We start from the raw sequence: 14060 nt of genomic DNA, 5'->3' as shown, positions 1-14060 counted from the left end.
GAGACCCATGAAAAGCACACGACTGTGGATGGCATTGCTGGCCTGCGGGTTGGCGACGGGCGCGATGGCGCAGGCGGGCAAGGACAACCTCGCCACGCTCAAGCAGATGAAGGTTTCGGGCGTCGACCTGAACATTCCGCCGGTGCCCCAGGAGGGTCGCAATGCCGAGGCGATCCGTGCCAACCTCCGGTCCGTGAAGCTGCCCCCGGGGTTCAAGATCGAGCTGTACGCGGTGGTGCCCGACGCGCGCCACATGGCGGTGGCGCCCAGCACCAACATGCTGTTCGTGGGCACGCGCAAGACCCGCGTGTGGGCCGTGACCGACCGCAACGGCGACGGCACGGCCGACGAGGTCAAGCCCTTCGCGCCCTCGCTCAACTTCAAGGTGCCCAATGGCGTGTGCTGGACCAAGGACGGCTTCCTCGTCGTGGTCGAGCACAACCGCGTGCTCAACTTCCCGGCTGCCGAGTTCTTCTATGAGGGGCCGGACGTGGCGGTGATCGAGGTGGTGGGCCAGGGCAAGCTGATCCCGGAGGAAGAGGAGTCCTTCAACCACGGCGCGCGCGTGTGCCGCGTGAGCGACGACGGCAAGCTCTACATCACGCTTGGCCAGCCGCACAACGTGCAGCCGGCGGGCAAGCTCGCGCTGTACGACCAGATCGGCATCGGCGGCATCGTGCGCCTGAACCCCTTCGACGGCTCCGGGCGCGAGGTGTTCGCGCGCGGCGTGCGCAACTCGGTGGGCATGGACATCAACCCCAAGGACAAGACGGTGTGGTGGACCGACAACCAGACCGACGGGCTGGGCGACGAGGTGCCACCCGGCGAGCTCAACCGCTCCACCGCTGCCGGCCAGCATTTCGGCTACCCCTACTGGAACGGCAAGTTCAAGGTGGCCGGCTCGGCCGCCGCGCCCGACCTCAAGGACATGAAGGAGCCGGCCAACGCGGTGTTCCCGCAGGTGGAGTTCCCGGCCCACCAGGCGCAGCTGGGCATGGCGTTCTACAACGGCAGCATGTTCCCCACCAAGTACCGGGGCGGCATGTTCGTGGCGGCCCACGGTTCCTGGAACCGCACCAAGGCCACGGGCGCGCTGATCAACTACGTGCCGGTCAACGCCGACGGCACCGCCGGCAAGTCCGAGGTCTTTGCCGAAGGCTGGCTGGACGCCAACGGGGTCTACAAGGGCCGGCCGGTGGACGTGGCGCCGATGAAGGACGGCTCGCTGCTGATCTCGGACGACTACGTCGGCGCGATCTACCGCGTGACGTACGCGAATTGATGGGACACCCCCCTGCGCCGCTGACGCGGCTTCCCCCCTCCGTGGCGCGCCTTCGGCGCTTCGAGGGGGGACGGCAGCTTGGGCCGGCGGAGCCGGACCCTCGCTGCCTCTGGCGGGCGCTGCTTCGTGCGCTGCGCATCGCGCCTCTCCTCATGATGGCGGGCACCGCCAGCGCCGCCGACCTCGAGGCGGGCAAGGCCCGCGCGGCCACCGCGTGCGCGGTGTGCCACGGGCCGGTGGGCCTGTCGATGCAGCCCAACGTGCCCCACCTCGCGGGGCAGCCGCTGTTCTACCTCACGGAACAGCTGCGGAACTACCGCAGCGGCAAACGTGCGAACGAGGTGATGTCGGTGATCGCCAAACCGCTGACGGACGCCGAGATCGACAACCTCGCGCTCTGGTACTCGTCCTTGCAGGTTCGGGTGGAAGCCCCCTGAAGGCGGCGCAGCGCGCGAGCCGCCGGCTTCACCAGAGCGCGGAGTCGCGCATGTCGTCGAGCTTGCGGCGCTGGCGCTGCAGGCGCACCTGCACGATCACCGCCACCACCACGCCCAGCGTGCCGCCGAGCAGCACCGTCTCGGCGATGGAGAGCGACCGGCCGAGCCAGGCGGAAATGACCCAGGCGATGCCGGTCAGGCAGGCGGCCCACCCAGCAGCGGCGGCGATGATCAGGGGAAGGTGGTGGGGCATGGATGGCAAAAGGCGGGCATCACGGGGAAATCATTCTCGCATTCCCGCCGCCGTTTGGGGACTCTACACTGGCGGCCTCTCCACCCCCCGTTTCGGCCATGGAAATTCTGCTCTTGGTGCTGGCTTTTTTTGCCGGCCTCGCCTTCCTCAATTCACTGGACCAGAGAAAACGCATCGAACTGCTGCGCCAGCACCTGGGCCCTTATCAGATCGACGTCATGCTGGAAAAACTCGCCGAAGGCTACCAGCGGGCCCTGGCGGAGGACGATCCCGAGCGCCGGGAGCAGATCTGGAGCATGCTGGAAGGGGCCGAGCGCTCCATCGCGAGGCAGTTCACCCAGTTCGTTCACTTTTTTGTCGATGTCGAGGCGGCTGCCACGCGCGTCAGCAAGCTGCCCTTCGCCCTGCCCTGGGCGCACCGCTGGTGTCGCCGCGCCACGTTCGACCTGCGCGCGGCTTTCATGGTCCACGCGCACGCCATCACCGAGGCGGTCGACAACAACGCCAAGCGGCCACCGCGCGACAAGGCCTACCTCATCCTGGCCGAGCTGTTCCTGATGCAGCACACCTGCCACTGGTTCTGCCGCTCGTTCAGCACCGCGTCGACGCGCCTGGTGCGCAGCCACAAGACTGGGTACCGGCAGGTGCTTGCGTCGGTCTCCCCCTACACGCAGCGGGCCTACGAGGAACTCATCCGCCTCTGAAGGCGGCCGGCCCATCAGCCCACGGCGTCCCGGTTGCACTTCTTGTTGAAGCTGGTCTTCGCGGCGCCCGCGAGTTTCTTCTCCGCCGCCGCCATGTCGCAGCTGGCCGCCGCGTCGCGCGTGCATTTCTTCAGGAACGAGGTCTTGGCCGCGCCGGCGAGTTTCTTCTCGGCGGCGGCGGCGTTGCAGCTGGGGCCCTCGGCAAAGGACGCGATGGGCATCAGGGCGGCAACGGCGAAAGAGCACAGGACAACGAGGCGCATGAAGTTCTCCAGGGACGAAAGCCCCATTGAAGGCGCTGGCGGTGCCGCTGTCAAGAATACCCCCCAGGGGTAGACCACCCTACAAACCCTGAGGCGGCCATCGTGAAAGTCGCTCCGGGCTCGGTGCATACGCCCATTGACGTGGCTGGGGGCGGGCTCAGAATCCGCATCAACACGGGAGACAAGCACCATGCGAACCCGGCACCGGAGGCGGGCACACACCCTCGCCCTTGCGGCCCTGGCGGCCACGCTCGCACAGGCGGGATCGACGCTGGACGGGCACCCGTCCGTCACCCGGTACCTGAAGAACGATGCGCCGTTCGTCCTTTTCGGCGTCACACCCACGCGGCTGGACACTGGCGCCAGCCACCTCACGCTCACCTTCATCGCCACCGATCCGCTGTCGCAGGTCAGCGTGTTTCCCTACGTGCGGCGCCTGTCCGAGCCACCCTCCGGCCTGCGGGACCAGGTGAGCTGCGGCCCGCGCGACATGGGCTCGTGGAACTGCCGCATTCCCGTGGCCGGCCTGGTGCAGGAACTGCGCGACCACGAAGGCGAGCTGGGCCTGCGCATCGAGGCGCACGGCGACGTGCGCGAACGCAACCAGCACAGCACCGTGGTCGTCACCGTGCCGGTGCGCCGCCTGGCAGCCAGCCCGGGCCGGTGACGCCGTTCAGCGCGAATGGCGCGCGAGCGTGCCGCGCAAGGTGTCGATGAAGCTGACGCTGGCGGCAGACAGAGAACGGCCGCGCTTGGTGACCACGGACACATCGCGCGAGACGCGCGGCGCCGAAATCGGCCGGATCACGAGATCCGGATGGCCTTCGGCGCGAGCGAAGGCCGAAGGCATGATGGCCGCGCCCATGCCGCTGGACGTCATCCACAGCGCAGTGGACAGGAACGACACCTCGTTGCTCACCTCCAGGCTCACACCCACCTGCGCCGCGGTGGTCTCGATCAGCGAGCGGATGCCGTAGCCGGGCCGCACCGTGACCAGCGAGTGCCCGGCCAGGTCGGCCCAGCGCACGCTGCGCAGCCGGGCCAGGGGGTGCGTTGTCAGACACACGAGCGCAAGGTGGTCGCGCAGCAGGGTCTCCACATCGATCTCGGCACCGGGCCGCTCCGGCGTGCCGATCCCGAAATCCACGTGTTCGCCCAGGATGCGCGAGACGAACTGGTCGGGCGCGCAATCGTCCACCAGGAGCCGCACATGCGGGTGCTTCTGCATGAAATGCTGGATCGCTGGCGGCAGCAGGAAGGAGGCCAGCGTGGGCGTGATGGCCACGCTGATGCGGCCCCGCTCGAGCTGCGCCAGGTCCCGGAAACCTGCCGACAGCGCATCCACGTCGCGCAGGATGCGCTCGGCCATGGGCAGCATTTCGGTCGCCGCCGGGGTGGGCTGGAGCGACCGGGTGGTGCGGTCGAACAGCCGCGCGCCCAGGCCTTCCTCAAGCTGGCGCAGCAGCATGCTGACCGCCGACTGGGTGACGAACAGTTTTTCCGCCGCAGCGCTGAGCTTGCGCAGGTGGTGCACCTGCACGAAGGCGCGCAGCTGACGGATCGTCGGGTTGAAGTTGGAATTCATCAGCAAACATCATATTTGATGCTGAATTTATTGATTTACGAATGAATAAAGACAGCGTTCAATGCCACTTCCCGCCACCACAAAAAATGGAGACAAGCGCATGAATGAAGCATCGACCGCCACCGGCGGGCCCACCGGAATCACCCGCCGCACGGCACTAGCCGCCATGACCGCGGCCGGTGTGTCGGCCGCCGGCCTCGCGCGCGCCCAGGGCGCGTCGGACTACCCCAACAAGCCGATCCGCGTGGTGGTGACGTTCCCACCCGGCGGCAGCGCCGACGCGGTCTTCCGCCTGCTGGTGCCCAGGCTGAGCGAAAAACTCGGCCAGCCCGTGATCGTCGACAACCGGCCGGGTGCGGGCGGCAACGTCGGCATGTCGCTGGTGGCCAAGGCGCCCAACGACGGCTACACGCTGGGCCTGGGTGCCGCCGGTGCGCTGTCGGCCAACGTGAGCCTGTACGAGCAGATGCCTTTCGACGTGCAGCGCGACCTGAAGCCCGTGGCCATGCTGGCGGGCATCCCGTTCGTGCTCGTCGGCCACCCCTCGGTGGAGCAGCGCTCGCTGAAGGCGCTGATCGAGCGCGCCAAGTCCGCGCCCGACAAGCTGTCGATCGCGCACGGCGGCAACGGCACCGCCATGCACCTGTCGAGCGCCCTCTTCATGCAGATGGCCGGCATCAAGCTGGTGGAGGTCGCCTACCGCGGTTCCGGCCCGGCGGCGCTGGACACCCTCGGCGGCCAGGTGCCGCTGGCCATCGTGGACCTGCCGGCGTCGCTGCAACAGATCCAGGCGGGCAAGCTGATCGCCTATGCCGTGACCGGCACCCAGCGCGTGCCCACCCTGCCCGAGGTGCCGACGATGGCCGAGGCCGGCCTGCCGGGCTACGACTCGACCGGCTGGTTCGGCATCGTGGCGCCGGCCGGCACCCCGGACGCCATCGTCTCGCGCCTGAACGCCGAGATCAATGCCGGCCTGCGGGACGAACAGACGCGCGCCAGCATGAACGCCATGGGCGTGGCCGCGGCACCGGGCACACCCGCGCAATTCGCCAGCTACATCGCCTCCGAAACCACCAAGTGGGCCACGGTGATCCGCACCGCCCGCATCAAGCTCGACTGACCTGATGAACCAGCAGCAGACTTTCACCGCCGACGTGCTCATCGTGGGCGCAGGCCCGGTGGGCCTGACCCTGGCCATGGACCTCGCCACGCGTGGCGTGAGCGTCCTGATCGCTGAAACCCGCCGCCGCGGCGAGCCGCCGAGCGTGAAATGCAACCACGTGGCGGCCCGCACCATGGAGCAGTTCCGCCGGCTGGGCGTGGCGCAGAAGGTGCGCCAGGCGGGCCTGCCCGAGGACTACCCGAACGATGTCGTGTTCCGCACCTCCTTCACCGGCCAGGAGCTGACGCGCATTCCCATCCCCTGCCGGCGCGACCGCTTCTCCGCCGAAGGAGGGCCGGACACCTGGTGGCCCACGCCGGAGCCCCCGCACCGCATCAACCAGATCTACCTGGAGCCGATCCTGCTGGAGCATGCGGCGGCCCTGCCCGGCGTGTCGCTGCTCGACCGCACGCAGATCACCGGCTTCACCCAGGACGCCGACGGCGTGGTGGCCTCGGCCCTTCGACTGGAGGACGGCCACCGGTTCGAGATCCGCTGCAGCTACCTGGTCGGTTGCGACGGCGGCAGTTCGACGGTGCGCAAGGCCATGGGCGCGAAGCTCGAAGGCACGCCCGTGATCCAGCGCGTGCAATCGACCTACATCCGGGCCCCGGGCCTGCGCGAGCGCGTGCCCGGTGCGCCGGCGTGGTCGTGTTACGCGGTCAACCCGCGCCGCTGCGGCACGGTCTTCGCCATCGATGGGCAGGAGCGCTGGCTGGTGCACAACCACCTCAACCCCGACGAGCCGGACTTCGAGTCCATCGACCGCGACCATTCGATCCGGGAGATTCTGGGCGTGGGGCCCGACTTCGAATACGAAGTGATCAGCAAGGAAGACTGGGTGGGCCGGCGCCTGGTGGCGGACCAGTTCCGGCAGGGCCGCGTCTTCCTCGCCGGCGACGCCGCGCACCTGTGGGTGCCGTACGCGGGCTACGGCATGAACGCCGGCATTGCCGACGCCATCAACCTGGGGTGGCTGCTGGGCGCCCGGCTGCAGGGCTGGGCCGACGAGCCGGTGCTGGACGCCTATGCGCTCGAACGCCAGCCGATCACGGAACAGGTGTCGCGCTTCGCCATGGACCACGCGCAGAAGATGATCCGCGCGCGCAGCGCCGTGCCACCCGACATCGAAGCCCCCGGCCCGCACGGGGAAGCCTTGCGCGCCAGGCTGGGACAGGAAGCCTACGAACTCAACGTGCAGCAGTTCTGCTGCGCCGGCCTGAACTTCGGCTACTTCTACGCGGACTCGCCGCTGATCGTGTCCGATGGCGAGGCGCCACCGCCCTACGCCATGGGCAGCTTCACCGCGTCCACCGTGCCCGGCTGTCGCGCCCCCCACTTCTGGCTGGAGGACGGCCGCTCGGTGTACGACGCCTTCGGCCCGGGCTACACGCTGTTGCGCAGCCACCGCGCGGTCGACATCGAGCCGCTGCTGCGGGCGGCGCGGCAGGCGGGCATGCCGCTCACGGTGATCGACGTGGTGGCCGCGCAGTTGCCCGACGGCTACCGCCACCCGCTGGTGCTGTGCCGCACCGACCAGCACGTGGCGTGGCGCGGCGAGCGGCTGCCCGAGGACACCGGCGCGCTGGTCGACCGCCTGTGCGGCCGCGCCCATGCGCGGGTGCCCGAGGCGGTCAGTGGCTGATCATCCAGGGGCGCTTTGACGGGAAAGCCTTGGCGCCATTGGGTGCGGTCACGGTCGCCTTGCTGCGCCCGGCGGTGCTGCAGCAGCCGCAGCCGGCCGGGTGCTTGAGCCGCTGGTAGTCGCGCGACATCTTGGGCTCGTGCCGGGCGCGTTCGTTGATGCCGATGGCGGTGCGCGCGCCGCCGTCCATGAGCGCCAGGCGCGGCGCGCTCACGAAGACGCGCGCCGAAGCGGTGCCGCAGTCCGGGCAGCAGGCGGGCTCGTTGCGCTCGCTCAAGGAGCGGAACGCATCGAAGCCACCGCAGGACGGGCAGTCGTAGTCGTAGGTTGGCATAACAGCTCCAGAGTTGACGTGCCTTCTCCAGCACACACCACGGAACCGGCTTTGCCGGGCCGTTGGTGTGGCCCCCTTGAGGGGGTGACGCGAAGCGGCGCGGGGGTGTCGTCTTACAGGTCCGGGGAGAGCGGCATCACCACCGAGCCGTCGAGGTGCCTGATCGGGCCGTTCGCGTTGGGGTTGATGTCGAAGTCGAAGATCTGCGTGGGCAGCCACAGCGTGGCGCAGGCGTTGGGCACGTCCACCACGCCGCTGATGTGGCCCTGCACCGGTGCGGTGCCGAGGATGGAGTAGGCCTGCGCGCCCGAGTAGCCGAACTTCTTCAGGTACTCGATGGCGTTCAGGCAGGCCTGGCGGTAGGCCACGTTCACGTCCAGGTAGTACTGCTTGCCGCTCTCGTCCACGCTGATGCCCTCGAAGATCACGTAGTCGTTGTAGGTCGGCGTGATCGGGCTGGGCTTGAAGATCGGGTTCTTGATGCCGTACTTGGCCATGCCGTCCTTGATGATGGACACCTTCATGTGCACCCAGCCGGCCATTTCGATGGCGCCGCAGAAGGTGATTTCGCCGTCGCCCTGGCTGAAGTGCAGGTCGCCCACCGAGAGGCCCGCGCCGTCCACGTACACCGGGAAGAACACCTTGGAGCCGCGCGAGAGGTCCTTGATGTCGCAGTTGCCGCCGTGTTCGCGCGGCGGCACGGTGCGCGCGCCGGTGGCCGCCGCCTTGGCCTTGGCGTCACCGGTGAGCTTGCCCATGTGCGCGGTGCCCGCGAAGGGTGGGTTGGCCAGGCCGCTGGTGGCCGGGTCGGAATCGATCAGCGCCTGCTCGCGCGTGTTCCAGGTCTCCAGCATCTTGGGGTCGGGCAGGCAGCCGATCAGCCCCGGGTGGATCAGGCCGGCGTACTTCACGCCCGGCACGTGGCGCGAGGTGGTGAACATGCCGTGAAAGTCCCAGATGGATTTCTGCGCCTGCGGAAAGTGCTCGGTGAGGAAGCCGCCGCCGTTCTTCTTGCTGAAGAAGCCGTTGAAGCCCCACAGGCTGTCGTCCTTGGCGCCGATGTCGAGCAGCTCGACCACCAGCAGGTCGCCCGGCTGGGCGCCCTTCACACCCACCGGGCCGCTGAGGTAGTGCACCGTGGTGAGGTCGATGTCGCGCACGTCGTCGGCGCTGTCGTTGTTCTGGATGAAGCCACCGGTCCAGTCGTAGGTCTCGAGCACGAAGTCGTCGCCCGGGTTGACCCAGCAGGCCATGGGAATGTCCGGGTGCCAGCGGTTGTGCACCATCTCGTTGGACGGTGCGGGGGCGTTCAGGTCGACTTTGATGAGGGTCTCGGGCATGGCTTGGCTCCTTGGGTGGGCGGGAAAAGAGAGGGGAGAGATCAGACGGAGAGGTAGGACTTGATGCGCTGCTGGTCGGTGTCGGCGCGATCGGTCTCGTGCACCAGGCGGCCGCCCTCGATGACGAACAGGCGGTCGGCCACGTCCATGGCGAACGAGAGCACCTGCTCGGAGACCACGATGGTGATCTTGCGCATCTTGCGGATCTCGTTGAGCGCCTTGGCGATGTCCTTGATGATGGACGGCTGGATGCCCTCGGTGGGCTCGTCGAGCAGCAGCACCTTGGGGTTGGTGACGAGCGCGCGCGCGATCGCCAGCTGCTGCTGCTGGCCGCCCGAGAGGTTGCCGCCCTTGCGCCGGCGCATGTCCCACAGCACCGGGAACAGCGCGTAGATCTCTTCGGGGATGGTCTTGTCCCTGGCGTTCTCCAGGCCGGTCTGGATGTTCTCTTCCACCGTGAGCGTGGGGAAGATCATGCGGCCCTGCGGCACGTAGGCGATGCCCTTGGCCACGCGCTGGAAGCTCTCCAGCTGCGAGACCTCCTGGCCGGCCACCGAAATGTGGCCACTCTTGATCGGCAGCACGCCGATCAGGCTCTTGAACAGCGTGGTCTTGCCCATGCCGTTGCGGCCCATGATGGCCACGGTTTCGTTCTCGCGGCCTTCGAACGAAATGCCGTGCAGCGCCTGGCTCTGACCATAGGCGACGACGAGGTCCTTGACTTTCAGCATGGTGGTGATTCCTTCAATGGCCGAGGTACACGTCGATCACTTTCGGATCGGCCTGCACCTGATCCATGGGCCCTTCGGCCAGGATCTTTCCCTGGTGCATGACGGTGACCTTGTGCGCGATCTTCTTGACGAAGTCCATGTCGTGCTCGATCACGATCACGGCGCGGTTCTGGCAGATGCGCTGCAGCAGCTCGGCCGTCAAATCGCGCTCGCGCGCGCTCATGCCGGCGATGGGCTCGTCCAGCATCAGCAGCTCAGGCTCCTGCATCAGCAGCATGCCGATCTCCAGCCACTGCTTCTGCCCGTGCGAGAGCAGACCAGCCTCGGTCTCCAGCTTGTCGCCCAGACCGATGTCCTCGGCCACCGCCTTCACGCGGGCCTGGATCTCCTCGGTGGCGGTGAAGGCCAACGCCCCCCAGACCGAACGGCCGGAGGGGAAGGACACCTCCAGGTTCTGGAACACCGAGAGGTTCTCGTAGATCGACGGCGTCTGGAACTTGCGGCCGATGCCCTTGCGCACCCGCTTGTGCTCGGGCACCTGGATGATTTCCTCGTTCTTGAACTTGATGCTGCCCGCGCTGGCCTTGGTCTTGCCGCAGATCAGGTCCAGCAGCGTGGTCTTGCCCGCGCCGTTGGGGCCGATGATCACGCGCAGCTCGTTCTTGTCCACGTAAAGCGTGAGGGCGTCGATGGCCTTGAAGCCGTCGAAGGAGACCGTCAGGTCTTCCACGGAGAGGGCGAAGTCGGTGTTGCTCATGGTGGGGTTCTCCGTTGGCTCACACGCCCTGGCTGCGGGTGCCTTCGGGCAGCGCCACATCCACGGCGGGCGGGTTGGTCTTGGCCATGGGCGCGTGCGGCGGCGGCGAAGGCGGCTGGGGCCGCGCGGCCGAGGCCTCGCGCAGGGCGGCCTGGCGCGACTTCCACCAGGGCACGATCCTGCTTTCCCACAGCCCGGCCAGCCCCATCGGGAAGGCCATGGTCACACCGATGAACAGGCCGGCCATGAGGAACAGCCAGAGGTCGGGGAAGCTCTCGGAGAAGAAGGTCTTGCCGGCATTGACCAGCAGCGCGCCGTACACCGCCCCCACCAGGCTCATGCGACCGCCCACCGCGGCGTAGATCACCATCTCGATCGAAGGCACGATGCCCACGAAGCTGGGCGACATGAAGCCCACCTGCAGCGTGAACAGCGCACCGCCGATGCCCGAGAACGCGGCGGCCAGACAGAACACGAAGATGCGGAAGTCGGCCACGTCGTAGCCCGAGAAGCGCACGCGGTCTTCCTTGTCGCGCATGGCCAGCAGCAGGGTGCCGAGCTTGCTGGTCTGGATCCATCGGCAGACCACGATGGACAGCACCAGCAGGCCCACGCAGACGTAGTACAGGATGTATTTGGCGCTGTCGGTGCGCGTGTCCCAGCCCAGCAGGGTCTTGAGGTCGGTCATGCCGTTGACGCCGCCGGTGTAGCCCTGCTGGCCGATGATGAGCACCGTGAGGATCAGCGCCACGGCCTGCGTGATGATGGCGAAGTACACGCCGCCCACGCGCCGCTTGAACATGGCGAAGCTGATGAGCCAGGCCAGCAGCGTGGGCACCACGATGACGGCGGCCAGCGCGAACGGGAAGCTCTTGAACGGCACCCAGAACGAGGGCAGCTCGGTGAGCTGGTTCCAGTCCATGAAATCGGGGATGCCGGGGGTGGACTGGATCTTGGTCGCTTCCGGGTCGGAGGCCTCCAGCTTGAGGAACATCGCCATGGCGTAGCCACCGAGGCCGAAGAACACGCCCTGCCCCAGGCTGAGCACGCCGCCGTAGCCCCACAGCATCACCAGGCCGATGGCCACGAAGGCGTAGGTGAGGTACTTGCCGACCAGGTTGAGGCGGAAGATGTCGAGGCTGAGCGGCAGCACCACCGCGAGCAGCACGGTGAGCAGCACCAGGCTGGCGAGCTGGTAGCGGGTGATCCAGGCTTTCAGGGCGTTCATGACGTACTCCGGGAGACAGAAGAATCAGCGGCGGACCTTGCTGGCGAAGAGGCCCTGCGGCCGCAGCATCAGGATCACGACGATCAGCGACAGCGTGAGCATCTTGGCCATCGAGCCGGCCATGAAGAACTCGGTGATGGACTGCGTCTGGGCGATGCCGAAGGCCGAGACCACCGTGCCCAGCAGGCTGGCCGCGCCGCCGAAGGTGACGACCAGGAAGGCGTCGACGATGTAGAGCGAACCCGAGGTGGGGCCGGTGGAGCCGATGGTGGTGAAGGCCGCGCCGGCCACGCCGGCGATGCCGCAGCCAATGGCGAAGGTCAGGCGGTCGGTCTTCCTGGTGTCGATGCCGATGGCGTTGGCCATCACGCGGTTGCTCACCGTGGCGCGCACCCGCAGGCCCCAGCGGCTCTTGTGCAGCGCGACCAGCACGCCGGCGGTGACCACGATGGCCAGGGCCAGCACGAACATGCCGTTGATGGGAATGTCCAGCCCCTCGGCCGGCGCCCAGGAACCCAGCAGCCAGTCGGGCAGCGTGGGGCTCACTTCCTTGGGGCCGATGAAGGTGCGGAAGCACTGCTGCAGCGCCAGGCTGATGCCCCAGGTGGCCAGCAGTGTGTCCAGCGGGCGCTTGTACAGGTGGCGGATCAGCGCCCACTCCACCAGCCAGCCCGCGATGAAGGCGAAGAAGAAAGCGGCCACGATGGCGAACGGAAAGTACGCCGCCACCGCGCCGGGGCTGATCTCATTGGCCAGCGTCGAGCCCAGGAAGACGGTGTAGGCGCCGATGGTCATGAACTCGCCATGCGCCATGTTGATCACGCCCATCTGCCCGAAGATGATGGCCAGGCCCAGCCCCATGAGCAGCAGCACCGCGAACAGGCTGAGGCCGGCGAAGCCCTGCATCAGGCCGATGTTGAGCAGGTCGTTGAAACTCATGACAGATCTCCAGGGCAAAGTTCATCCAGAACGCCGCGGGTCCGGCTCCGCCGGCCCGCAGGCGTTGCCCCCTTGAGGGGGTCACGGCGCAGGTGCGCCGTGGCGGGGGTGGGTCACTGATAACCCTTGGGGAATGGGTCGGGTTTGATCAGCTCGGGCGACTCGGCGACCACCTTGAAGGTCGCGTCCGGCATGCCCATGGCGATGCGCGACTTGCTCCACAGGTGGTGGTTCGGGTCGAGCTTGACGTAGCCCTCGGGCGCCGTGGTGAGCTCGATGCCGGTGCGCGAGGCCGCCACCACCTTGTCCACGTCGAAGCTCTTGGCCTTCTCGACCGCGGCCTTCCACAGCCAGGGGCCGAGGTAGCCGGCCTGCGTCACGTCGCCGATCACCGCGTCCTTGCCGTACTTGGCCTTGAAGGCGGCCACGAACTTCTTGTTGTTCGCGTTGTCCAGCGTCTGGAAGTACTTCATCGACGAGTAGAAGCCGGCGAAGTTCTCGCCGCCCACGCCGGTCATCTCGTCCTCGGTCACCGACAGCGTGACCAGCAGCTGCTTGTCGCCGGTGATGCCCGCGGCCTTGAGCGCCTTGTAGAAGGCCACGTTGGAGCCACCCACCACCGCGCAGAAGATGCAGTCGGGCTTCTGCAGCTTGATCTTGTTCATCAGCGAGCCGAAGTTGGTGCTGCCCAGCGGGTAGTACTCCTCGCCGACGACCTTGCCCTTCTGGAAGTTCTCGATGTGCTTGCGCGCGATCTTCATCGAGGTGCGCGGCCAGATGTAGTCGGAACCGATCAGGAAGAAGGTCTTGGCTTTCTTCTCCTTCTGCGCCCAGTCCAGGCTATAGAGAATCTGCTGCGTGGCTTCCTGGCCGGTGTAGATCACGTTCTTGGACTGCTCCAGGCCTTCGTAGAAGGTGGGGTAGTACAGCAGGCCGTTTTCCTTCTCGAACACCGGCAGCACGGCCTTGCGCGAGGCCGAGGTCCAGCAGCCGAACACGGCGGCGCAGCGGTCGTTGATCAGCAGCTTCTTGGACTTCTCGGCGAAGGTCGGCCAGTCGGAGGCGCCGTCTTCCTTGATCACCTTGATCTTGCGGCCCAGGATGCCGCCCATGGCGTTGATCTCGTCGATGGCGAGCTGCTCGGCCTGGATGGAGCCCGTTTCCGAGATCGCCATGGTGCCGGTGGACGAGTGCAGCTGACCCACGGTGACTTCGGTGTCGGTCACGGCCAGCTTGGTGGTGTTCACCGAGGCCGTGGGCTGGCCGAAGCTCCAGGCCGGCAGGCCGGCCAGGCCGGCGACGCCCAGCATCTGCAGCACACGGCGGCGGCTGGCTTCCGGGGTTTCAAGGGTCTCGGGCGACTGGGCGTTCGGATCGGAGAGGTGTTTCATGGAGGACTC

Annotated in this window: 16 protein-coding genes; 6 read left to right on the top strand and 10 right to left on the bottom strand. The window is 67.4% G+C overall.

Annotation, left to right across the window (positions count from 1 at the left end; all coding sequences use genetic code 11):
* Window positions 1-7: 7 nt before the first annotated feature.
* Window positions 8-1282, top strand: a complete 1275-nt coding sequence (locus ACODTB_RS15015; RefSeq protein WP_291120377.1) for a PQQ-dependent sugar dehydrogenase — start codon at window positions 8-10, stop codon at window positions 1280-1282.
* A gap of 152 nt (window positions 1283-1434) precedes the next feature.
* Entirely contained in the window at window positions 1435-1719 is a 285-nt protein-coding gene (locus ACODTB_RS15010; RefSeq protein ID WP_291120374.1) for a c-type cytochrome, read from the top strand.
* Between the two features lie 28 nt (window positions 1720-1747).
* Here ACODTB_RS15010 and ACODTB_RS15005 read toward each other — a convergent pair whose 3' ends face one another.
* Window positions 1748-1972 carry a hypothetical protein gene (locus ACODTB_RS15005; RefSeq protein WP_291120370.1) on the bottom strand — a complete coding sequence of 75 codons (225 nt, stop codon included), beginning with the start codon at window positions 1970-1972 and terminating at the stop codon, window positions 1748-1750.
* Between the two features lie 98 nt (window positions 1973-2070).
* On the opposite strand from ACODTB_RS15005, the gene ACODTB_RS15000 reads away from it, so the two are divergent.
* A complete protein-coding gene (locus tag ACODTB_RS15000) occupies window positions 2071-2676 on the top strand; it encodes a hypothetical protein (RefSeq protein WP_291120368.1) in 606 nt (201 codons plus the stop codon).
* Between the two features lie 14 nt (window positions 2677-2690).
* Here the strand turns inward: ACODTB_RS15000 and ACODTB_RS14995 are convergent, their stop codons facing one another.
* Window positions 2691-2939, bottom strand: coding sequence for a PsiF family protein (locus ACODTB_RS14995; RefSeq protein ID WP_291120365.1), 249 nt, complete (start codon window positions 2937-2939; stop codon window positions 2691-2693).
* A gap of 190 nt (window positions 2940-3129) precedes the next feature.
* Between ACODTB_RS14995 and ACODTB_RS14990 the strand changes: the two genes are divergently transcribed.
* Window positions 3130-3606: a hypothetical protein gene (locus tag ACODTB_RS14990; protein ID WP_291120364.1), complete on the top strand. Its 477-nt coding sequence runs from the start codon at window positions 3130-3132 to the stop codon at window positions 3604-3606.
* A gap of 6 nt (window positions 3607-3612) precedes the next feature.
* Here ACODTB_RS14990 and ACODTB_RS14985 read toward each other — a convergent pair whose 3' ends face one another.
* Window positions 3613-4524, bottom strand: coding sequence for a LysR family transcriptional regulator (locus ACODTB_RS14985; RefSeq protein ID WP_291120361.1), 912 nt, complete (start codon window positions 4522-4524; stop codon window positions 3613-3615).
* Window positions 4525-4624: 100 nt separating this feature from the next.
* Between ACODTB_RS14985 and ACODTB_RS14980 the strand changes: the two genes are divergently transcribed.
* Both ACODTB_RS14980 and ACODTB_RS14975 read left to right on the top strand, forming a co-directional pair.
* Window positions 4625-5644, top strand: coding sequence for a Bug family tripartite tricarboxylate transporter substrate binding protein (locus tag ACODTB_RS14980; RefSeq protein WP_488929447.1), 1020 nt, complete (start codon window positions 4625-4627; stop codon window positions 5642-5644).
* A gap of 4 nt (window positions 5645-5648) precedes the next feature.
* Complete coding sequence (locus tag ACODTB_RS14975; protein WP_291120355.1) at window positions 5649-7331, top strand: FAD-dependent oxidoreductase; 1683 nt, start codon at window positions 5649-5651, stop codon at window positions 7329-7331.
* Here the strand turns inward: ACODTB_RS14975 and ACODTB_RS14970 are convergent.
* The 7 genes from ACODTB_RS14970 to urtA form a co-directional block, all read right to left on the bottom strand.
* Window positions 7321-7665, bottom strand: coding sequence for an FmdB family zinc ribbon protein (locus ACODTB_RS14970; protein ID WP_291120353.1), 345 nt, complete (start codon window positions 7663-7665; stop codon window positions 7321-7323). The genes ACODTB_RS14975 and ACODTB_RS14970 overlap by 11 nt on opposite strands.
* Before the next feature lie 113 nt (window positions 7666-7778).
* Window positions 7779-9005, bottom strand: coding sequence for a formamidase (fmdA, locus tag ACODTB_RS14965; RefSeq protein WP_291120350.1), 1227 nt, complete (start codon window positions 9003-9005; stop codon window positions 7779-7781).
* Window positions 9006-9046: 41 nt separating this feature from the next.
* Complete coding sequence (gene urtE / locus ACODTB_RS14960) at window positions 9047-9736, bottom strand: urea ABC transporter ATP-binding subunit UrtE (protein ID WP_291120348.1); 690 nt, start codon at window positions 9734-9736, stop codon at window positions 9047-9049.
* A 13-nt stretch (window positions 9737-9749) separates the two neighbouring features.
* A complete protein-coding gene (gene urtD / locus ACODTB_RS14955; protein WP_291120345.1) occupies window positions 9750-10493 on the bottom strand; it encodes an urea ABC transporter ATP-binding protein UrtD in 744 nt (247 codons plus the stop codon).
* 19 nt (window positions 10494-10512) lie between these two features.
* On the bottom strand, window positions 10513-11721 hold the full coding sequence (gene urtC / locus ACODTB_RS14950; protein WP_291120342.1) for an urea ABC transporter permease subunit UrtC: 1209 nt from the start codon (window positions 11719-11721) through the stop codon (window positions 10513-10515).
* Between the two features lie 24 nt (window positions 11722-11745).
* Window positions 11746-12660 carry an urea ABC transporter permease subunit UrtB gene (gene urtB / locus ACODTB_RS14945; protein ID WP_291120339.1) on the bottom strand — a complete coding sequence of 305 codons (915 nt, stop codon included), beginning with the start codon at window positions 12658-12660 and terminating at the stop codon, window positions 11746-11748.
* A 113-nt stretch (window positions 12661-12773) separates the two neighbouring features.
* Entirely contained in the window at window positions 12774-14051 is a 1278-nt protein-coding gene (gene urtA, locus ACODTB_RS14940; RefSeq protein WP_291120336.1) for an urea ABC transporter substrate-binding protein, read from the bottom strand.
* Window positions 14052-14060: the final 9 nt, after the last annotated feature.

The sequence above is a fragment of the Hydrogenophaga sp. FG152 genome, assembly GCF_057809615.1.
This window is presented reverse-complemented; position numbering and strand designations above follow the sequence as displayed.